The organism is Streptococcus infantis (assembly GCF_047460875.1).
In the GTDB taxonomy this organism is placed as follows: domain Bacteria; phylum Bacillota; class Bacilli; order Lactobacillales; family Streptococcaceae; genus Streptococcus; species Streptococcus infantis_AA.
Genome location: NZ_JASHFI010000009.1, coordinates 14,723 through 35,188 on the forward strand (window position 1 = coordinate 14,723; position 20,466 = coordinate 35,188).

General features: G+C 41.5%; 16 protein-coding genes. 11 read left to right on the forward strand and 5 right to left on the reverse strand.

The annotated features are described in order from the left end of the window. Window positions 1-390: 390 nt before the first annotated feature. Window positions 391-2,475, reverse strand: coding sequence for a GH92 family glycosyl hydrolase (locus QM887_RS06735; RefSeq protein ID WP_414271075.1), 2,085 nt, complete (start codon window positions 2,473-2,475; stop codon window positions 391-393). A gap of 170 nt (window positions 2,476-2,645) precedes the next feature. Here QM887_RS06735 and QM887_RS06740 point away from each other — a divergent pair, with 170 nt between their 5' ends. From QM887_RS06740 to QM887_RS06790, 11 genes are all read left to right on the forward strand, one after another. Further along, window positions 2,646-3,926, forward strand: coding sequence for a glycoside hydrolase family 125 protein (locus QM887_RS06740; protein WP_414271076.1), 1,281 nt, complete (start codon window positions 2,646-2,648; stop codon window positions 3,924-3,926). Window positions 3,927-4,001: 75 nt separating this feature from the next. Then, the gene (locus QM887_RS06745; protein WP_414271077.1) at window positions 4,002-6,647 is read left to right on the forward strand and encodes an alpha-mannosidase; all 2,646 of its coding nucleotides are present in this window, start codon (window positions 4,002-4,004) and stop codon (window positions 6,645-6,647) included. 84 nt (window positions 6,648-6,731) lie between these two features. After that, the gene (locus QM887_RS06750; RefSeq protein ID WP_414271078.1) at window positions 6,732-7,601 is read left to right on the forward strand and encodes an ROK family protein; all 870 of its coding nucleotides are present in this window, start codon (window positions 6,732-6,734) and stop codon (window positions 7,599-7,601) included. Further along, window positions 7,595-9,475: a beta-N-acetylhexosaminidase gene (locus tag QM887_RS06755; protein ID WP_414271079.1), complete on the forward strand. Its 1,881-nt coding sequence runs from the start codon at window positions 7,595-7,597 to the stop codon at window positions 9,473-9,475. Before QM887_RS06750 ends, QM887_RS06755 begins: the two co-directional genes overlap by 7 nt. Before the next feature lie 218 nt (window positions 9,476-9,693). Continuing rightward, window positions 9,694-10,809 carry a DUF4767 domain-containing protein gene (locus QM887_RS06760; RefSeq protein ID WP_414271080.1) on the forward strand — a complete coding sequence of 372 codons (1,116 nt, stop codon included), beginning with the start codon at window positions 9,694-9,696 and terminating at the stop codon, window positions 10,807-10,809. 214 nt (window positions 10,810-11,023) lie between these two features. Continuing rightward, window positions 11,024-11,953, forward strand: coding sequence for an ABC transporter permease (locus QM887_RS06765; protein WP_414271081.1), 930 nt, complete (start codon window positions 11,024-11,026; stop codon window positions 11,951-11,953). 13 nt (window positions 11,954-11,966) lie between these two features. Continuing rightward, window positions 11,967-12,887 carry a carbohydrate ABC transporter permease gene (locus QM887_RS06770; protein WP_414271082.1) on the forward strand — a complete coding sequence of 307 codons (921 nt, stop codon included), beginning with the start codon at window positions 11,967-11,969 and terminating at the stop codon, window positions 12,885-12,887. Window positions 12,888-12,996: 109 nt separating this feature from the next. Beyond that, on the forward strand, window positions 12,997-14,475 hold the full coding sequence (locus QM887_RS06775) for an ABC transporter substrate-binding protein (protein WP_414271083.1): 1,479 nt from the start codon (window positions 12,997-12,999) through the stop codon (window positions 14,473-14,475). Window positions 14,476-14,639: 164 nt separating this feature from the next. Continuing rightward, complete coding sequence (locus tag QM887_RS06780; protein ID WP_414271084.1) at window positions 14,640-15,329, forward strand: lysostaphin resistance A-like protein; 690 nt, start codon at window positions 14,640-14,642, stop codon at window positions 15,327-15,329. 131 nt (window positions 15,330-15,460) lie between these two features. Continuing rightward, a complete protein-coding gene (locus QM887_RS06785; protein WP_049494435.1) occupies window positions 15,461-16,447 on the forward strand; it encodes a rhodanese-related sulfurtransferase in 987 nt (328 codons plus the stop codon). Between the two features lie 121 nt (window positions 16,448-16,568). Beyond that, window positions 16,569-17,429 carry a DUF4299 family protein gene (locus tag QM887_RS06790; protein ID WP_414271085.1) on the forward strand — a complete coding sequence of 287 codons (861 nt, stop codon included), beginning with the start codon at window positions 16,569-16,571 and terminating at the stop codon, window positions 17,427-17,429. Between the two features lie 106 nt (window positions 17,430-17,535). Here QM887_RS06790 and QM887_RS06795 read toward each other — a convergent pair whose 3' ends face one another. The 4 genes from QM887_RS06795 to QM887_RS06810 are packed head-to-tail and all read right to left on the reverse strand — an operon-like array spanning window position 17,536 to window position 20,441. Next, window positions 17,536-18,540: a DUF6574 domain-containing protein gene (locus QM887_RS06795; RefSeq protein WP_414271086.1), complete on the reverse strand. Its 1,005-nt coding sequence runs from the start codon at window positions 18,538-18,540 to the stop codon at window positions 17,536-17,538. A 51-nt stretch (window positions 18,541-18,591) separates the two neighbouring features. After that, entirely contained in the window at window positions 18,592-19,542 is a 951-nt protein-coding gene (locus QM887_RS06800; RefSeq protein ID WP_414271087.1) for a DUF4097 family beta strand repeat-containing protein, read from the reverse strand. Next, entirely contained in the window at window positions 19,535-20,128 is a 594-nt protein-coding gene (locus QM887_RS06805) for a DUF1700 domain-containing protein (protein WP_414271088.1), read from the reverse strand. The genes QM887_RS06800 and QM887_RS06805 overlap by 8 nt, the downstream gene beginning before the upstream one ends. Next, on the reverse strand, window positions 20,115-20,441 hold the full coding sequence (locus QM887_RS06810; RefSeq protein ID WP_000273853.1) for a PadR family transcriptional regulator: 327 nt from the start codon (window positions 20,439-20,441) through the stop codon (window positions 20,115-20,117). The genes QM887_RS06805 and QM887_RS06810 overlap by 14 nt, the downstream gene beginning before the upstream one ends. Window positions 20,442-20,466: the final 25 nt, after the last annotated feature.

The window sequence follows — 20,466 nt, forward strand, 5'->3', positions numbered from 1 at the left end:
TTTTTGAAAGCGCCTAACAAAATTTAAAATTTACTATAAAAATTGTAAAAGCCAGCTAACAGATAAGCACTAGGATTGGAAAGTTGATAAAGGATTATCCACAATGTGTGGATAACTCAAGGAGTCAACAACAACTGTCTCTTTATAGTTATGATATGAGAAGAAGAGATGAAATGTAGGAATCACAAGAGAGGGGAGCCTGTTATAAAGCCATATAGGACAAGGATTCCAACAAGATTCTAATTGTAAATTATAGAGACTTGGATTGGAAAGGTACTTTGGAAAAACTTGAAAATAATTTCCGAAGAAAATTTGAAAGTTATCCACAAGTTGTGGATAACTTTATATGGATAAGAAGACCCCTTTGCGCTGGGCAAAGGGGTTAGGTTATTAATGCTTCGGTAGCCATCCGAGGGTAAAGTCGAGAGATTGAGCATTTAGTAAATTCTTGTGACGAATACTTTGAACTTCCTTTCCGTCTAGTTGACAGTCTTGAACAAAGTGGAAGTGTTCATGATTTTGTTGAGTACGAACATCCAACCACTGATTTTTTTCTGCCAAGTAGACACGAAGGTGGTCAAAGAGTGGAATTCCAAGGTCATAACTTGCTTTTCCTGGGCAGGTTGGGTAAAGTCCGAGAGCAGACCATACATACCAAGCCGATAGACTACCATTATCCTCATCGCCTGGATAAGCATCCCAGCCAGCTCGAAAGGCTTTTTGACGAAGGGTCTTGATTAAGAGACTGGTATATTGGGGATAACTACTGTAGCGGAACAGATAAGGGATGTGGAAACTTGGTTGGTTGGAAATGGCTAGTTGACCAAATGGCGCTGTTGCCATTTCGCTCATCTCGTGAATTTCATATCCATAACCCGTCGTTTCAAAGAGTGGGAGACTTTGACAAACTTTTAAGAGATAGTTGCTAAAGGCTTCTTTTCCACCCATTAGTTGACTAAGTCCAGAAATATCGTGTAAGACACCGAGACTGGCTTGTATGGCTGAACACTCAGCATAATCACGGCCCCAACTATAAGGAGAAAAGTCAGGACGGAAGTTGCCATCTACATCACGCGCCCTCATATATCCTGTCTCAGGATCAAATAGATTCTGATAGTTTTTAGAATAGTGGGCATAGGTTTGTGCCAGCTCTTTTTGACCTAATTTTGCTGCGCAAGTAGAGATGCAAAAATCACTGTAGGCATAGTCTAGCGTGTGGCTGACACTTTCATGATAGTCTGTGGATAGGTAGCCTAGCTCTTGGTATTGGGCCAGACCGTGTCGCCCGTTGACAGCTTTTGGGTCATCCTTGGTCGCAGTTTCAAGCATAGCTTTGAGAAATTCTTCTTCAAGATCAGGCGCCATATCTTTACAAGCACTATCTGCAATAAGACCATCAATCAAAGTACCAGGCATCATGCCTCGTTCGTCAGGAGCCAGCCACTTAGGGAGGTATCCGGTGTCACGGTAGCTATTGAGGAAGCCTTCGAGAAACTGACGATAGTGCTCTGGAATAATCAAGGCAAAGAGTGGGAATGAAGTGCGGAAAGTATCCCAAAAACCATTGTTGGTGAAGAGTAGACCAGGTTTGATAGTACCTGAAGCTAGGTCTATATGGATGATTTCGCCTTGCTCATTTACCTCATAGAAGGTTTGTGGGAAAAGAAAAAGTCTATAAAGACAGTGATCAAAAAATGTTCGGTCTACTGGACCAGTTTCCACGACATCAAAGCGACCTAGAAGATTTTCCCAATTTGTCTTGGCGTCTTGTTTTGTTTCTTCAAAATCCTGTTTAGGAAGATTAAAGAGGGCCTGTTCTTTGGAAATAAAGGAAGTTGCTAGTTGAACCTGATCTTCTGCTCCAGCGAAATCAATACGCAAGTCCTGTCCCTCTTGCTTGATAGATAGAATATCCTTAGAGGATGCGAGAGCAGTATACATGACGAGAGGGCTTTTATTGGTTTCGGTTTCACCTTCTTGTCTCAAGGTCATAGTTCGGTTATCGACTTGTTCAACTGTCAGTTCATCTGCTGCGTGAAGATAGAGGGAGAGGGCTTTTCCTTGTATCTGTCTTAGTTGAATAGAAGCTCCATAGCAAGTAGGACTTAGTTGCGTTTCAATCTGGTAACGCTCAGAAAAAATCTTTAGAAAATGAGGATTGAAAATAGCACGATCAAGGTTATAAGAAGACTGACGATGGAAGAGGGTGTCGCCGCTGATTTCTCCTGTAATTGGTGTCAGCAAGAGCCAGGAGTAATCGCCAATCCAAGGGCTAGGTTGGTGGGTTAGTCGAATACCCTGAAAGATAGGAAGATGGGGATCAAAAAACCAAGAACCTTCCTGGTCGCTAGTTTGTGGAACAAAGTAATCCATCCCAAAAGGAACCCCTGTGTAAGGTAGGGTGTTTCCTCGTGAAAATGCATGTTTACTGCCTGTTCCAAATCGGGTGTCGATAGTTTCAAGTATAGGTTTCATAGCAGTTCCTTCAGTAGTTTTCTACATTATATCAGAAAAAGGATACTTTTAGAAAATGACTTTCAAATATAACAATTTTGTAGAATAATGACTAACATTTGTGTATATATTTTCTGGGCTAAAAGCTATATACTGAAAATGAATCTTGTTTGAAAGAGGCAAAATAGTTTATGGTTTATTCAAAAGAAATTGTCAGAGAGTGGCTAGATGAGGTAGCGGACCGTGCCAAGGATCATCCGGAATGGGTGGATGTCTTTGAACGTTGCTACACAGACACTTTAGACAATACAGTTGAAATTTTAGAAGACGGCTCAACTTTTGTACTAACTGGGGATATCCCAGCTATGTGGCTCCGTGATTCAACTGCTCAGCTTAGACCATACCTTCATGTGGCAAAAAGAGACCCACGTTTGCGCCAAACCATTGCTGGCTTGGTTAAACGTCAGATGACCTTGATCCTCAAGGATCCCTATGCCAACTCTTTCAATATTGAGGAGAACTGGAAGGGGCACCACGAGACCGACCACACCGATTTGAATGGCTGGATTTGGGAGCGCAAGTATGAAGTAGACTCACTTTGCTATCCCTTGCAGTTGGCTTATCTTCTGTGGAAAGAAACAGGTGAAACTAGCCAATTTGATGAAACCTTTGTTACAGCGACTAAGGAAATCCTTCATCTTTGGACAGTGGAGCAAGATCACAATAACTCACCTTATCGCTTTGTTCGTGATACCGATCGTAAGGAAGATACCTTGGTAAATGACGGCTTTGGTCCTGACTTTGCCGTGACAGGGATGACCTGGTCAGCCTTCCGTCCAAGCGATGACTGCTGTCAGTATAGCTACTTGATTCCTTCAAATATGTTTGCAGTGGTTGTTTTGGGTTATGTTCAAGAAATTTTTGCAGAACTAGACCTAGCTGATAGCGAGAGTATCATTGCAGATGCCAAACGCCTGCAGACTGAGATTCAAGAAGGAATTGAAAACTACGCCTACACCACAAACAGCAAAGGTGAAAAGATTTATGCCTTTGAGGTAGATGGTTTGGGAAATGCTAGCATCATGGACGACCCTAACGTACCAAGTTTGTTGGCTGCTCCATATCTTGGTTACTGTGATGTTAACGATGAAGTCTATCAAGCAACTCGTCGCACCATTCTCAGCCCTGAAAATCCCTACTTCTATGAAGGAGAGTACGCAAGTGGGCTCGGAAGTTCTCATACCTTCTACCGCTATATCTGGCCGATTGCTCTATCTATCCAAGGATTGACAACTACGGATAAGGCAGAGAAGAAATTCTTGCTGGACCAGCTCGTTGCCTGTGATGGTGGAACAGGTGTCATGCACGAAAGTTTCCACGTAGACGATCCAACACTTTACTCACGCGAATGGTTCTCATGGGCCAACATGATGTTCTGCGAATTAGTCTTGGATTACTTGGATATTCGCTAATGAGCTTTCGCTCGACAGATTCTTGTAAAGAATCAAAATATAATTTTAAATTTAAGTTAGAATGAGGTTTTACTCATGGAAAATGTTGTTGTACATATCATCTCTCACAGCCACTGGGATCGTGAGTGGTATTTACCGTTTGAAAGTCACCGTATGCAGTTGGTGGAACTCTTTGACAATCTTTTTGATCTTTTTGAAAATGACCCTGAATTCAAGAGTTTCCACTTGGATGGACAAACCATTGTCCTTGATGACTATTTAGAAATTCGCCCTGAAAACCGCGACAAGGTGCAGCGCTATATCGACGAAGGCAAGCTCAAGATTGGACCATTCTACATCTTACAGGATGATTATTTGATCTCCAGTGAAGCCAATGTCCGCAATACCTTGATTGGTCAGGCTGAATGTGCCAAATGGGGCAAATCAACTCAAATTGGTTACTTTCCAGATACCTTTGGAAATATGGGGCAAGCACCTCAAATCCTTCAAAAATCAGGTATTCACGTAGCAGCCTTTGGTCGTGGTGTTAAACCAATCGGATTTGACAACCAAGTCCTCGAAGATGAGCAATTCACCTCTCAATTTTCTGAAATGTACTGGCAAGGGGCAGACGGTAGCCGTGTGCTTGGTATTCTCTTTGCTAACTGGTACAGTAACGGGAATGAAATTCCAGTGGATAAAGACGAGGCTTTGACTTTCTGGAAACAAAAACTAGCAGACGTTCGTGACTATGCATCGACCAACCAATGGTTGATGATGAACGGTTGCGACCACCAACCAGTTCAACGAAACTTGAGTGAAGCTATTCGTGTGGCCAATGAACTTTTCCCTGATGTGACCTTTATTCATAGCTCCTTTGACGAATATGTGCAAGCAGTGGAAAGTGCACTTCCTGAACATCTATCAACGGTTACAGGTGAGTTGACTAGCCAAGAAACAGATGGTTGGTACACTCTTGCTAACACCTCTTCATCCCGTATTTACCTCAAACAAGCCTTCCAAGAAAATAGCAACCTATTAGAGCAGGTCGTGGAACCATTGACCATTCTCACTGGTGGACATAACCACAAGGATCAATTAACTTATGCTTGGAAAGTGCTCTTGCAAAATGCACCACACGATAGCATCTGTGGATGTAGTATTGACGAAGTCCACCGTGAAATGGAAACTCGATTTGCCAAGGTCAACCAAGTTGGGAACTTTGTCAAAACAAACCTTCTCAATGAATGGAAACACAAAATAGCAACTCAGGAAGCGCAAAGTGACCACCTCTTTACGGTTATCAACACTGGATTACATGACAAGATTGATATAGTTAGTGTTGTAGTGGATGTTGTTACTTGTGATTTCAAAGAATTGCATCCAACTGAAGGTTACAAGAAGATGGCAGCTGTGACCTTGCCAGATTATCACGTTGAAGATTTGGATGGTCATGTCATTGAAGCCAATATTGAAGACTTGGGAGCAAGTTTTGGCTATACCTTGCCTAAGGATAAATTCCGCCAACCCTATATTGCACGTCAAGTGCGCGTGACAATCCCAGTCCACCTTGCTCCGCTTTCTTGGGCAAGCTTCCAATTGGTCGAAGGTCAAGTAGAATACCGTGATGGTATTTACCAAAATGGAGTCATTGATACACCATTCGTAACTGTGAGTGTAGATGAAGGAATCACAGTCTATGACAAGACTACAAACGAAGCTTACGAAGATTTCATCCAATTCGAGGATCGTGGTGATATCGGTAACGAGTACATTTACTTCCAACCAAAAGGGACAGAGCCGATCTTTGCTCAACTGAAAGGTTATGAAGTTCTAGAAAACAATGCTCGCTATGCTAAGGTCTTGCTCAAACACGACTTGACTATTCCAGTCAGTGCAGATGAAAAATTGGATGCTGAACAAAGAGGAATCATCGAGTTCATGAAACGAGACGCAGGTCGTTCAGAAGAGTTGACAACCATTCCTCTTGAAACAGAAATGACTGTCTTTGTGGACAATCCACAGATTCGCTTCAAGACTCGCTTTACCAATACAGCCAAAGACCACCGCATTCGTCTCTTGGTCAAAACTCATAACACACGCCCAAGTAATGATTCTGAAAGCATCTATGAAGTTGTGACAAGACCAAATAAACCGGCAGCTTCTTGGGAAAATCCTGAGAATCCACAACACCAACAAGCCTTTGTCAGCTTGTATGATGATGTTAAAGGAGTGACAGTATCCAATAAAGGGTTGCACGAATACGAAATCCTTGGAGACGACACCATGGCTGTAACCCTTCTCCGTGCTTCAGGCGAACTTGGTGACTGGGGTTACTTCCCAACGCCGGAAGCTCAGTGCTTGCGAGCTATCGAAGTTGAGTTTGCAGTAGAATGTCACCAAGCAGGGGAACGCTTCTCAGCTTTCCGTCGTGCCAAAGCCTTCCAGGTGCCATTTACAGCTCTTCAAGTTGCAAAACAAGAGGGTAGCGTTGCAGCAACGGGCAGCCTCTTTAACCATCCGGCGCTCAGTTTGCCACAAGTCTGCCCAACAGCCTTTAAGGTGGCTGAGAATGAAGAAGGTTATGTCCTTCGTTACTACAACATGAGTCAAGAAAATATCCGTGTGTCTGAAAAACAACAAACCATTCTTGACTTGTTGGAACGCCCATACCCAGTCCATTCAGGACTATTGGCACCACAGGAAATTCGTACAGAACTCATTCAAAAAGAAGAAATTTAATTTCAAAAAGTAAACATAAACAGAAAGGAGGAGCGAAAAAGTAAGAACCAACTGCTGATTCGCTCCTTTTTGCAGGTGAAAGCAATGACCATTGCAACAATTGATATCGGAGGGACTGGCATTAAGTTTGCTAGTCTAACTCCTGATGGAAAGATTTTAGATAAGACCAGCACCCCAACTCCAGAAACTCTAGAAGATTTATTGGCTTGGTTGGACCAACGCTTGTCAGAACAGGACTATCGTGGGATTGCTATGAGTGTTCCAGGAGCGGTCAATCAAGAAACAGGTGTGATTGAGGGGATTAGTGCCATTCCTTATATCCATGGTTTTTCATGGTATGAGACCCTTGCTCATCACCAGCTACCTGTTCATTTAGAAAATGATGCCAACTGTGTTGGACTTAGTGAACTGCTAGCTCATCCTGAGATTGAAAATGCAGCCTGTGTTGTCATTGGCACAGGGATTGGCGGGGCCATGATTATCAATGGCAAAATTCACCGTGGTCGCCATGGCTTGGGTGGAGAGTTTGGTTACATGACAACTATCGAACCAGCAGAAAAACTCAATAACTGGTCACAACTAGCTTCTACAGGAAACATGGTTCGTTATGTGATTGAAAAATCCGGTCAGTTAGACTGGGATGGCCGAAAGGTTTATCAAGAGGCTTCAGCAGGCAATGCCCTTTGCCAAGAAGCCATTGAGCGTATGAATCGTAATCTAGCTCAAGGGCTCCTCAATATTCAATACCTGATCGACCCAGATGTCATCAGCCTAGGTGGCTCTATCAGTCAGAACCCAGATTTTATCAAAGGGGTGCAAAAAGCGGTAGACGTCTTTGTGGAAAGATATGAAGAGTATACAATTGCGCCAGTGATCCAAGCTTGCACCTATCAGGCAGATGCCAATCTCTACGGTGCCCTTGTCAACTGGTTACAGGAGGAAAACCAATGGTAAATTTTACCGGAATTAGCAGTAAACAACAGCAAGCTATAGACTTACTTCAAAAGCACATTTCTCTACCAGATGTAGAAGTGGCAGTCGCTCAGTCTGACCAAGCTTCCATCTCTATCAAGGGTGAGGGCGGAGAATATCAATTGACTTATCGCAAACCTTACCAACTCTATCGCGCCTTGTCCGTTCTCGCAACAGCTTTAGAAGAAGGTGATAAGGTAGAGATTGAGGAGCAAGCGGCTTATGAAGATTTAGCCTACATGGCGGATTGTTCCCGTAATGCGGTTCTAAATGTTGCATCTGCCAAGCAGATGATTGAAGTCTTAGCTCTCATGGGTTATTCAACCTTTGAGCTCTACATGGAAGACACTTATCAGATTGAAGGGCAACCTTATTTTGGCTATTTCCGCGGGGCTTATTCAGCTGAAGAATTACAGGAAATCGAAGCTTACGCCCAGCAGTTTGGTATGACCTTTGTACCATGTATCCAGACCTTGGCTCACTTATCAGCCTTCGTTAAATGGGGTGTCAAAGAAGTCCAGCAACTTCGTGATGTAGAGGACATTCTCCTCATCGGCGAAGAAAAAGTTTACGACCTAATCGACGGCATGTTTGCGACTTTGTCTAAACTACAAACACGCAAGGTCAATATCGGCATGGACGAAGCCCACTTGGTTGGTTTGGGACGCTATCTCATCTTAAACGGTGTTGTGGACCGTAGCCTCCTCATGTGTCAACATTTGGAGCGCGTGCTGGATATTGCAGACAAGTATGGTTTCCACTGCCAGATGTGGAGCGATATGTTCTTCAAACTCATGTCAGCAGATGGCCAGTACGACCGTGATGTCGAAATTCCAGAAGAAACTCGTGTTTATCTTGACCGTCTCAAAGACCGTGTGACCTTGATTTACTGGGATTATTATCAGGATAGCGAAGAAAAATACAACCGTAACTTCGGTAACCACCACAAGATTAGCCAGGATATTGCCTTTGCAGGTGGTGCTTGGAAGTGGATCGGTTTTACGCCACACAACCATTTCAGTCGTCTCATCGCTGTCGAAGCTAACAAAGCCTGCCGTGCCAATCAGATCAAGGAAGTCATCGTGACTGGTTGGGGAGATAATGGTGGTGAAACAGCTCAGTTCTCTATTCTGCCAAGTCTACAAATCTGGGCAGAACTCAGCTATCGAAATGATTTAGAGCGTTTATCTGCTCACTTCAAGACCAATACAGGTCTATCTGTTGAGGACTTTATGCAGCTTGACCTTGCCAACCTCTTACCAGATCTACCAGATAATCTCAGTGGTATCAATCCCAACCGCTATACTTTTTATCAGGATGTTCTTTGCCCAATTCTTGATAAGCACATGACTCCTGAACAGGATAAGCCTCACTTTGCCCAGGCAGCTGAGACTCTTTCTGACATTAAAGAAAGAGCAGGCATCTATAATTATCTCTTTGAGACCCAGGCCCAGTTGAATGCTATTTTAAGTGGCAAAGTTGATGTGGGACGACGCATTCGTCAAGCCTATCAAGCAGGTGATAAAGAAAGCTTGAAACAAATTGCTAGAGAAGAATTGCCAAAATTAAGAAGCCAGATTGAAAACTTCCACAAGCTCTTTAGCCACCAATGGCTGAAAGAAAACAAAGTCTTTGGTTTGGATACGGTCGATATCCGTATGGGTGGACTCTTGCAGCGGATCAAGCGAGCAGAAAGCCGTATCGAGGCTTATCTGGCTGGCCAGCTTGACCGCATCGACGAGCTGGAAGTAGAGATTCTGCCATTTACTGACTTCTACGCAGATAAGGACTTCGCAGCTACAACAGCTAACCAGTGGCATACCATCGCGACAGTTTCAACTATTTATACGACCTAGAAATTTATCACAGATAGCCAAACATCTCCTTTTAAATAAATGGAGATGTTTTTTGATTTGGAGGTTGGGAAGGAGTATAATGAAGGTATAATACTCTTCTAAAATCAAATTCAAACCACGTCAGCTTCGCCTTGCCGTACTCAAGTACAGCCTGCGGCTCGCTTCCTAGTTTGCTCTTTGATTTTCATTGACTATAAGGATAGTTTGGAGGTTTGACCATGAAAAAACTACTACTAGTCCTAGGTGCGAGTGTGCTAGTTTTATCTGCTTGCCACAAGGCGACAGAAGATAGCGTAACTAGTCCTTCAACATCGATGGAGCAACAAACCAAGGAAGTAACCAACTATTTTCACTACCTAGCGGATTCCTATCAGAAGGCTCTTTCGCACGAAAAAGAAGTCAAGGACGCAACTGTTCAATCACCTATGGCTGCTACTCTTGTAGCCATGGAAAAACTCCAGTTATCTAATCCGACTGACCAAGCCTTGATTATGAAGAATTACTCGGATTTTCAGAAGCTAATCCAATACAATACCGAAAAGTGGCAGGAAGAGTTTGCAAGCTGGGCTTCTTCTATGGGGCAGTCCTATCATAGACTGGAGCATATAAAGTTTGATGAAAAAAATGAACTCATCAAAAAAATAGAAACAACAACTGTCTCTCAGAAAAGAGTCCGATGGAATATTTTCGGGGTGTCCAGTGACAATGCCTATGATTACTTGGTTTTGGATGCCTACTATGACGATCAAGCCAGACATTTCTACCTATTTACACTCAAGGATGGGCAAGCGCAGGTTTTGTATGCTGATAAGGCACTAGAAACTATCAGTGCTGCGAATTTTGAAGAGACTGAAAACACAGATTTAGCGCAAGGTTTTAAGGAATTTCTCTTAAAAACGGGCGTAACTACAGAGAATGAGTCAGACACAGACAGTAGTGCTCTAACAGACAAGATAAAAGTAGCCATGGAATCTTACTCAGATAGTAAAGGTGAAAAATTTAAGTCGACTAACCTAGCAACATATGGTCGTTATTATGGGCTTGCAGTCCCAGATCAGATTATGCAATTTGGGCAAGTCGATGGAGAGAATTATACTTTTAAATGGCATGGCTATACTGCTGGTCTTGGAGAAAAACGATTTGAAATCTTGGCTTGTTATGTGAATGAAGCAGGGACAGAAGTGATTCTCTTTGGCTACAAGGATGGTCGCCCTACTATTTTACATACTGAGGGGCAACCAGAGATTTATAAAAACGAAGCAGGTGCTATTATAAATGCCCAGGTTCATTTTGTTGAATTTCACCAACCGATATTAGAACAAGTTTTCAAGTAACAAAGTTGGGCAATACCTCTTGCAAGCAAGACGTTTCTCGTGAAACATCCTTCTTATATAAAAAAGTTCTCCACATAAAATAATTTGTGGAGTTTTTTCTATAATTAATAGTTTAAACTATCCTTAAAATAAGAGTATACTATTTTTGTAAACGTTATCAAGTCTAAAAATTGTGAGATTATCAAGTTTTAGAAAAATAAAAAGGGAGGAAATTATGAACAAGTTTTCAAAAACCTTGAGAGATAACTGGATTTTTCTCTTAATGGTTCTACCAGGGACACTTTGGTTGATCTTATTCTTCTACATCCCGGTATTTGGAAATGTGGTTGCCTTCAAAGATTACCGAATGACTGGCGAAGGGTTTGTCCACAGTATTATGAATAGTAAATGGGTGGGACTAGACAACTTCAAGTTCTTGTTTAGTTCAAAAGATGCCTTTATTATCACTCGAAATACTGTCCTTTACAACCTTGGCTTCATCTTTATCGGTTTGATCGTGTCGGTTGGTATTGCCATTATCCTTAGTGAACTTCGCTCTAAGCAAATGGTTAAAATCTACCAAACATCTATGTTGTTCCCTTACTTCTTATCTTGGGTTATCATCAGTTTCTTTACAGATGCTTTCCTAAACATTGATAAAGGGGTCATCAACCACGCCTTGGAAGCTCTTGGTATGAAGGGGATTAACTTCTACGCTGACATCAGTATCTGGCCTTATCTTCTCCTCTTCCTAGGTATTTGGAAAGGCTTTGGATACAGTAGTGTTATGTACTATGCAACAATCATGGGTATTGATCCAACCTACTACGAAGCAGCAACAGTGGACGGTGCTAGCAAATGGCAACGTATCCGCAACGTAACCATCCCTCAGTTAACACCACTTGTGACAGTATTGACCATCCTTGCAGTCGGAAACATCTTCCGTGCAGACTTCGGTCTCTTCTACCAAATCCCTCACAATGCTGGTCAGCTCTATAGTGTAACAAACGTATTGGACGTCTATGTCTTTAACGGTTTGACTCAGACAGCAGATATCGGTATGGCTTCAGCAGCAGGTCTCTACCAGTCAGTCGTTGGTTTGATTTTGGTTATCCTATCAAACTTACTAGCACGACGTGTAGATCCTAACTCAGCCCTATTCTAGAAAGGAGGAGCATATGGCAAAAAAAGTTCAAAAAGCAAAAATTGATAATGTTGGCATACACTCCTTCAGCAAGAAAGCAGATATCTTCTTTAGTATCATATCTGGTTTGCTAGCCTTCTCTTGTATCTTGCCTTTCATCTTTGTTATCATTATCTCAATTACAAATGAGAAGAGTATCATTCAACATGGATATAGCTTCTTCCCATCACAATTTGGATTAGATGGTTTTGAGTTTTTGACTCAGTTCAAAGATAAGATTTTACAAGCGCTCTTTGTTTCAGTATTTGTAACAGTAGTTGGGACATTGACAAACGTCTTTATCACGACAACTTACGCCTACGCCATCTCACGTTCAACATTTAAGTATCGCAAATTCTTTACAATCTTCGCTCTTCTCAGTATGTTGTTCAATGCTGGTTTGGTACCAGGCTATATCGTAGTGACTCAATTGCTTCACCTTGGTGATACCATTTGGGCCTTGATCGTTCCGATGCTTCTCTCACCATTCAACATCATGTTGATGCGTTCCTTCTTCAAGAAGACCATCCCAGAAGCAATCCTCGAATCAGCTCGTATCGATGGAGCTAGTGAAGCTCGTATCTTCTTCCAAATCTGCTTGCCGCTCTCACTACCAGGTATCGCAACGATTACACTATTGACAGCGCTTGGATTCTGGAATGACTGGTTTAACGCCCTTCTTTACATAAAGAGTGATAACTTGTATCCATTGCAATATTTGCTCATGCAAATCCAAAACAACATGGATTACATTGCCAAGTCAGTTGGTATGTCAGGACAACTTGCAGTTGCCTTACCAAAGGAAACAGGTCGTATGGCCATGGTTGTAGTTGCAACCCTGCCTATCGCGATTCTCTATCCATTCTTCCAACGCTACTTTGTAAAAGGTTTGACCATCGGTGGTGTTAAAGAATAAGGAAATTTGAGAAACCTTGTTTCTCCCCTAGCCCTGATTTTTCTAGTTAAGGAAAATCAACAATTTCAACTTGTTAATAACTTTAAAAATAAAAAAAGGAGTTTTTATAATGAAAAACTGGAAAAAATATGCTTTTGCATCTGCTAGCCTTGTCGCTTTAGCTGCTAGCCTTGCTGCTTGTGGAAACCTTAAAGGAAATAACCAAAAAGCTGCTGATTCAGCTTCAGGTGACAAGACTGTTATCAAAATGTACCAAATCGGTGACAAACCAGATAACTTGGATGAATTGCTAGAAAATGCAAACAAAATCATCGGAGAAAAAGTTGGTGCTAAATTGGATATCCAATACCTTGGTTGGGGTGATTACGGTAAGAAAATGTCAGTTATCACTTCATCAGGTGAAAACTACGATATCGCATTCGCAGATAACTACGTAGTAAACGCTCAAAAAGGTGCTTATGCTGACTTGACAGAATTGTACAAGAAAGAAGGAGCTGACCTTTATAAAGCACTTGACCCAGCTTACATCAAAGGTAACACTGTAAACGGTAAAATCTATTCAGTTCCAGTTGCGGCTAATGTTGCGTCTTCACAAAACTTCGCCTTCAACGGCCCACTTCTTGAAAAATATGGAATCGATATCTCAGGTGTAACTTCATACGAAACACTTGAACCAGTATTGAAACAAATCAAAGAAAAAGCTCCAGATGTAATGCCATTCGCTGTTGGTAAAAACTTTATCCCATCAGAAAACTTTGACTACCCAGTTGCAAACGGACTTCCATTCGTCATCGACCTTGAAGGCGATACTACTAAGATCGTTAACCGTTACGAAGTTCCTCGTTTCGTAGAACACTTGAAGACTCTTCACAAATTCTATGAAGCAGGATACATTCCAAAAGACGTAGCAACTAGCGATACTTCATATGACCTTACTCAAGATACTTGGTTTGTTCGCGAAGAGACAGTAGGACCAGCTGACTACGGTAGCAGCTTGCTTTCTCGTGTTGCTAACAGAGACATCCAAATCAAACCATTTACTAACTTCATCAAGAAAAACCAAACAACTCAAGTTGCAAACTTTGTAATTTCAAACAACTCTAAGAACAAAGAAAAAGCAATGGAAGTGTTGAACCTCTTGAACACTAACCCAGAACTCTTGAACGGCCTTGTTTACGGTCCAGAAGGCAAGAACTGGGAAAAAGTAGCAGGTAAAGAAAACCGTGTTAAAGTCCTTGACGGATACAAAGGAAACACTCACATGTCAGGATGGAACACTGGTAACAACTGGATCCTTTACATCAATGAAAACGTTACAGATGAGCAAATCGCACAATCTAAGAAAGACTTGGAAACTGCTAAAGAATCTCCAGCGCTTGGATTCATCTTCAACACTGACAACGTGAAATCTGAAATCTCAGCTATCACTAACACTATGCAACAATTCGATACAGCTATCAACACTGGTACTGTAGACCCAGAAAAAGCTATTCCAGAATTGATGGAAAAACTTAAATCTGAAGGTGCTTACCAAAAAGTATTGGATGAAATGCAAAAACAATACGACGAATTCTTGAAAAACAAATAATCTCAAGAACAATTGATTTCGTGTATTCATTCCTAAAAGATGCGATCACTGCCTTGTCTGGATATTTCCAGACGGGGTGGTGATTCTTTTTACAGTATTTGCATATAATTATCTGTATTTAAAATCAGATATTTACTCTTACATATAACGTTGGACACAGACATATGAAAAAATACCATCTACTCTTTAAAATCAGTGCAATCTTATCCTACTTATTTTTCGTATATGGGCTTTCTCAGCTAACACTTAAGGTCCAAAACTATTGGCAATTTTCTTCTCAGATTGGGAATTTTTTCTGGATTCGAAATCTTATCAGTCTTGTCTTTATTGGCCTCATGATTTGGATTTTAGCCAAGGCAGGACATGGCTACCTTTTCGTTATTCCAAAGAAAAAATGGCTATGGTATACAGTTTTGACGGTTTTCGTAACTGTACTTTACATATCTTTTAATTTTCAAACGGCAAGACATGTACAGTCAACCTCTGAAGGCTGGGCTGTACTAATCGGCTATAGTGAGACAAATTTTGCCGAATTGGGTCTCTACCTGACTTTATTTTTCCTAGGTCCTCTGATGGAAGAGTTGATCTATAGGGGTTTGTTCCAACACGCCTTCTTTAAAGATTCGAAGCTTGGACTTGACCTGATTCTTCCTTCGGTTTTGTTTGCTCTTCCTCACTTTTCTAGCTTTCCAAATTTCCTAGATATTCTTGTTTTTTCGACATTTGGAGTATGTTGTGCTGGATTAACTCGTTATACCAAGAGTATCTATCCTGGCTATGCAGTCCATGTGATTAATAATATTGTAGCAACCTTGCCATTTTTGTTAACTTTTCTTCATCGAATATTTAGTTGAAACAAGATCTGAAAATGGTCTTGTTTTCAATTTTCAGTCAAATAAATTGCATTCGCTTTCCTGGGAGAGTATACTGGTATAGTTGAATGAAAAATTCTGATAATTTAATCTTAGAAAAGAGAATCAATCTTATGACAAAAGATATTCGAGTTTTACTTTACTATAAATATGTTCCCATCGAAAACGCGGAACAATTTGCTGCAGACCACTTGGCTTTCTGTAAGTCTATTGGCCTCAAGGGCCGTATCCTAGTCGCAGACGAAGGGATCAACGGAACCGTTTCTGGAGACTACGAAACAACGCAAAAATACATGGACTATGTTCACAGCCTTCCAGGTATGGAAGACCTCTGGTTCAAGATTGACGAAGAAAGTGAGCAAGCCTTCAAGAAGATGTTTGTTCGCTATAAGAAAGAGATTGTCCACCTTGGTTTAGAGGATGATAACTTTGATAACGACATCAATCCTCTTGAAACAACAGGTGCTTACTTGTCACCAAAAGAATTTAAAGAAGCCCTCCTAGATGAAGATACAGTTGTCCTTGACACACGTAACGATTACGAGTACGATCTTGGTCACTTCCGCGGGGCTATCCGTCCAGACATTCGTAACTTCCGTGAGTTACCACAATGGGTCCGTGATAACAAGGAAAAGTTCATGGACAAGCGTGTCGTTGTTTACTGTACAGGTGGAGTCCGCTGTGAGAAATTCTCTGGTTGGATGGTTCGTGAAGGCTACAAAGATGTCGGTCAATTGCATGGAGGAATCGCCACTTACGGTAAAGACCCAGAAGTTCAAGGGGAACTTTGGGATGGGAAAATGTACGTTTTTGATGAACGTATTGCAGTCGATGTCAACCATGTCAATCCAACCATTGTAGGGAAAGATTGGTTTGATGGAACACCATGTGAACGCTATGTCAACTGTGGAAATCCATTCTGTAACCGCCGTATCTTGGCATCAGAAGACAACGAAGACAAGTATCTTCGTGGATGCTCACACGAGTGCCGTGTTCACCCACGTAATCGCTATGTTTTAGAACATGAATTGACACAAGATCAAGTCATCGAGCGTTTAGCAGCAATTGGTGAGAACTTGGATCATTCTGAAGTTGTATAAAAGTAGGACAGTCCTGACGGGCTGTTTTTCTATGCTTTTGACCAAAAAATCTTAAATTTGTTTCTGCATCTTTCAGGAAAATGGTGTATACTATATGTAAACGATTTCAAAGGAGACCATTATGGTGAAGACATTTTTTATTCCAAATAAACAAAGTATTATAGGACAACAGGAGATTCTTACAGCTAAATCAATTTTAGGCTTAGTAGAAGGCCTAGAGTCGCATAGTTATGATGCTGTTTACCTCCGTCAACCTCTCAATCGTCTTGAGTATATCGAGTGTGCTGTTGTGGGAAAATCTCAGTTTCTCTTTAAAGTTCGCTACCTTGACTCTCAAAACGGCTATCAAGTCATCATTCCTGACTTGATTACAAGAGCTGACTGGGAGATTGTAGAAGGGCTCTTGCGGGCTTTGTCTAGCAAGCTTGGTGAAGCAGTTGAAGGCTTGGCAGACTTTGATTTGGAAAACTATTTCCAAGAAACGGTTAAGAACTATCTAGCTGATAAGGCTGCTCGTTTGGCCTTTTGCCAAGGTATTCTATCACCTGTCTACTTTGATAAGAAGGATTTAGAAAGTTTCTTGGAAGAAGATGGCTTGGCACGTTTTGAAGAGTTAGTTAAGAGGGTTCAAGGGTCAGATGCTTTTCCTTCCAGCGCTAAATTTTATCCAGATGGTGAAGGTAAGGTTCATGGGGTCTATCACCTAGCTCAGGGAGTAAAAACCATTTTGCCAAAAGGTCCTGTTGTTCCTGTACCTTATGTTGAACAGTTGGCTGGTAAGAACCTTGTCTGGGAGATTGACTTGGTAAAAATCTCTGGAGATGGTTCTAAGCCTGAAGACTATGAAGCAGTAGCCAGACTGGATTATCAAACCTTCTTAGAAGTTCTTCCAAAGGAACTTTGTCAGGATTTGGATGCCAACCAAATAGTGGTAGGACCAGTTTTGGGGGAAGATTTTGAGAACTTGGTAAAAGGTAACTAGAGGTCTAAATGAAAGATACTAGTTTTAAATAATGTGATAAGGCAGATCGTTTTTGGTCTGCTTTTTGTGTACACAAAAAATCCTGTCAGAGTGACAGGATTTTATCTTACATAAAAGCTAGGATTCGGAGATAGTCAGAAACCAGTGCCATTTCTGCTAGGAAAAAGAGAAATAGGACGCTTCCGTTGACGAGGACTGCGAAGAGAAGACGGTAGAAAGGATCAGTTTTACTATCCTTACTCGGTCTTGAGATGATGTAGAGGTTGCCAAGTAGGACCATACCAATACTAATGAGACAGAGAAGAGCCGCAAAGCGTAGGCCGTTAAAGAAGGCAAAGAAGCTAGCGACTCCTGTCAGTAGGATAGGCAGGGCGAAAATTCTGCTATACTCTTGAAAAGCTCTTTCTAGTGTCCAATCACTGTCCTGATCGACAAAGCGTTTGACTACAAATCCACCCATGAGGATTGAAAAGAAGAAGAGGCTTGTCGCTACTAAAATAGAGAAGACAGAAAAGAGATTGAGAGATGGGAATTGTTCCACGAAGTTGGCATCAATACTTGCCATGCGGCCGTAGTAGCTATGTTTGGCATGGTAAACAGTAAAGAGGAAACTCGTAGTAGAAAAGATAGTTAGGAGTGCAAAGGCATTATAACTGTGTTTTTTATCTGTATCAAAACGAGCTGTCGGCTCTTTCAGAGCACCTAGTAGCCAAGTCCAAAAATCAGCTAATTCTTCTTTGAAGATTGCAGTTTTTGTAGGGACAGGATCTGGGATAAATGGACTTTCCAAAGATTTGCTAGGCTGAGGTGCTTCCTTAACTGATTTTTCTGCTTGGTCTGTCTTTGTTGCCAGTTCTTCTTGTTCTTCAGTCTCTACAGGTTCTTCTGACTTATCTATCTTTTCTGATTTTTCAGCGAGCTCTTCAGTCTCTACAGTTTCCTCACTAGTTTCCTTATCTTTTGGAATAGCTTGGGAATTTTCCTCAACTACTGGCAACTCTTCTTTTTCTTTTAACTCTTCTTGGGGAATGACTGGGTCAGATGGGTTATCTTTTTTCTCATTGTTGGCTGTTTTCTCGAAATCAGCACTTTCGAACCATTCTTGAGTCATGATGAAACCTCCTTTTTTATTTCTTGTTTAAGTAGTAATGATTAGCTATTATTAACGATTTCTCGAATTGGGTGAGCGATCCGGTTCGTCAGGAATATTGATATCTTGACCTGCCTTTGCGACGAGGAGATCTTGCGTATCTTTTTTCTCTACTTTGTAAGGATTTGAGAATTCTTCGTCATTATTTACATGATTCCCCTGGACGGGATTCACTCCTTCTCGAGTTCGATGATAGATAGCCCCGTATTCTGATGAGAGATTGAGATTGATTCGTTCAAGCTCTTTTCGGGACAACATGAGTATGATGTCATTTTCTGCCTCGAATTCTACCTTACCATGCACTTGGATATCGTCTACAGAGATATGTTCATGTTCTGCTTGGATGCGGCTATCTGTTAGACTGGTTTCAAATACATTGACAATTCCAGTTGTGGTCAGTTGGCTATTTTTTATTTCGCTATTAGTGATCCGAAGAAGATAGCCATTTGACTGGATTTTGGCATTGCTGAGTTTTGCTTTAGCAATCGAAAGGACACCATGGTCGACCTGGGCTGTTAGATTTTTTAACTCTCTTCCTTTCGGTAGTGATAGAACGACTTCATCATTACGTCTAGAGACTCCGCTTGCGATAAATAGGATTCCCTCAATACTAGAACCTACAGAAGGACGTGTAGTTGGCTTGGTGTCTGAAATCTCAAGAGTTTTTTCTTTGATAGAATGTTGGAGATTTTCTTTTTCAGAGATGGTCGGGTGATACTGAAGGTGAATCTTGTCATCGCTAGATTCTCTAATGACGAGCGAATGTTCTGTCAGTGACATGTTTAGATTTTCAATGTCTTGGTCGAAAACGAGCTCTTCCATTCGACTTTCAAATACTGGTTTTTGTGACATTGCAAGGAGGCTTCTGACACCGTCTGTTTGGATGCCGATGATCATCATTGAAAAACCGATGATACTAGTAACAATACCAAAGATAAGAAATCCTTTTGTCCATTTACGCATGTCTTTCACCTCTCTTTCCTCTATTAAGAATCCATTGGATAAGTCGAAGGACTAGTAATCCAAAGAAACGTGTTACATAGGACGTTGCCAGCAGAACTAAAGATGAAGCTCCAATAGCTAGCAAACCTCCACCAAAAATCAGTACAAAAGCAGATGTCGATTCAGCCAGAACGTAGAAGCTTTCAAATAGGAGAACGCCTCCTAGGATTAGTCCAGCTACTGATACAGCAAAGAAGGCTATAAGTATACTGACAGCAGCGATAAAAATCCCGATGATAGCCATGAGAAGAGCAATTCCGACTGGAATTCCGATAGGAGCTGCAAGAAGGGCTAGAAGAGCGATGCGTAAAATATGGCGGTCGTTCTTGCTGGAATTTTCTTCGTTGATTTTCTTATCAAGAAGTGTGGTCAGGATATCATGGGCAGCCTCTTTTGGACTTCCCAGGCTAGCGATAAGCTCCTCCTCACCTTCTGGACCCGCATCATCAAAGAGTTCTTTGAAGTAATCCATGGCTTCAATGCGATCAGATTGAGGAAGCTTCATCAGATAGGCTTCAAGCTGATTCAAATATTCAGTTCTTGTCATGGCGAATGCTCCCTTCTATGATGCCATTGATCGTGTCAGTGTAGAGTGTCCATTCTTCTCGAAGGACAAAGAGTTGCTCCTCTCCAATCTCTGTCAAGGAGTAGTATTTCCGCATCCGACCTTGGTATTCGCGTGAGTATGTAGTCAGATAGCGGTTGGTATCCAGTTTTTTCAAGATGGGGTAGAGGGTAGATTCCTTGATTTTGGCAATGAGTTTAATGGTTTGGCTAATCTCATAACCATAGGAATCCCCTTGTTCTAGGATGGCCAAGATGAGAAATTCAATCAAAGCCGATGATGTTGGAAAATACATGAGGCACCTCCTTTTTTAGTATGTA

What these genes read in the sequence shown, in the direction of transcription:
- QM887_RS06745 (WP_414271077.1), top strand. Translation starts at nt 4,002, where the DNA reads ATGGAAAATGTTGTTGTACATATCATCTCTCACAGCCACTGGGATCGT.
- QM887_RS06735 (WP_414271075.1), bottom strand. Translation starts at nt 2,475, where the DNA reads ATGAAACCTATACTTGAAACTATCGACACCCGATTTGGAACAGGCAGT.
- QM887_RS06775 (WP_414271083.1), top strand. Translation starts at nt 12,997, where the DNA reads ATGAAAAACTGGAAAAAATATGCTTTTGCATCTGCTAGCCTTGTCGCT.
- QM887_RS06760 (WP_414271080.1), top strand. Translation starts at nt 9,694, where the DNA reads ATGAAAAAACTACTACTAGTCCTAGGTGCGAGTGTGCTAGTTTTATCT.
- QM887_RS06755 (WP_414271079.1), top strand. Translation starts at nt 7,595, where the DNA reads ATGGTAAATTTTACCGGAATTAGCAGTAAACAACAGCAAGCTATAGAC.
- QM887_RS06750 (WP_414271078.1), top strand. Translation starts at nt 6,732, where the DNA reads ATGACCATTGCAACAATTGATATCGGAGGGACTGGCATTAAGTTTGCT.
- QM887_RS06780 (WP_414271084.1), top strand. Translation starts at nt 14,640, where the DNA reads ATGAAAAAATACCATCTACTCTTTAAAATCAGTGCAATCTTATCCTAC.
- QM887_RS06785 (WP_049494435.1), top strand. Translation starts at nt 15,461, where the DNA reads ATGACAAAAGATATTCGAGTTTTACTTTACTATAAATATGTTCCCATC.
- QM887_RS06790 (WP_414271085.1), top strand. Translation starts at nt 16,569, where the DNA reads ATGGTGAAGACATTTTTTATTCCAAATAAACAAAGTATTATAGGACAA.
- QM887_RS06805 (WP_414271088.1), bottom strand. Translation starts at nt 20,128, where the DNA reads ATGACAAGAACTGAATATTTGAATCAGCTTGAAGCCTATCTGATGAAG.
- QM887_RS06770 (WP_414271082.1), top strand. Translation starts at nt 11,967, where the DNA reads ATGGCAAAAAAAGTTCAAAAAGCAAAAATTGATAATGTTGGCATACAC.
- QM887_RS06765 (WP_414271081.1), top strand. Translation starts at nt 11,024, where the DNA reads ATGAACAAGTTTTCAAAAACCTTGAGAGATAACTGGATTTTTCTCTTA.
- QM887_RS06740 (WP_414271076.1), top strand. Translation starts at nt 2,646, where the DNA reads ATGGTTTATTCAAAAGAAATTGTCAGAGAGTGGCTAGATGAGGTAGCG.
- QM887_RS06795 (WP_414271086.1), bottom strand. Translation starts at nt 18,540, where the DNA reads ATGACTCAAGAATGGTTCGAAAGTGCTGATTTCGAGAAAACAGCCAAC.
- QM887_RS06810 (WP_000273853.1), bottom strand. Translation starts at nt 20,441, where the DNA reads ATGTATTTTCCAACATCATCGGCTTTGATTGAATTTCTCATCTTGGCC.
- QM887_RS06800 (WP_414271087.1), bottom strand. Translation starts at nt 19,542, where the DNA reads ATGCGTAAATGGACAAAAGGATTTCTTATCTTTGGTATTGTTACTAGT.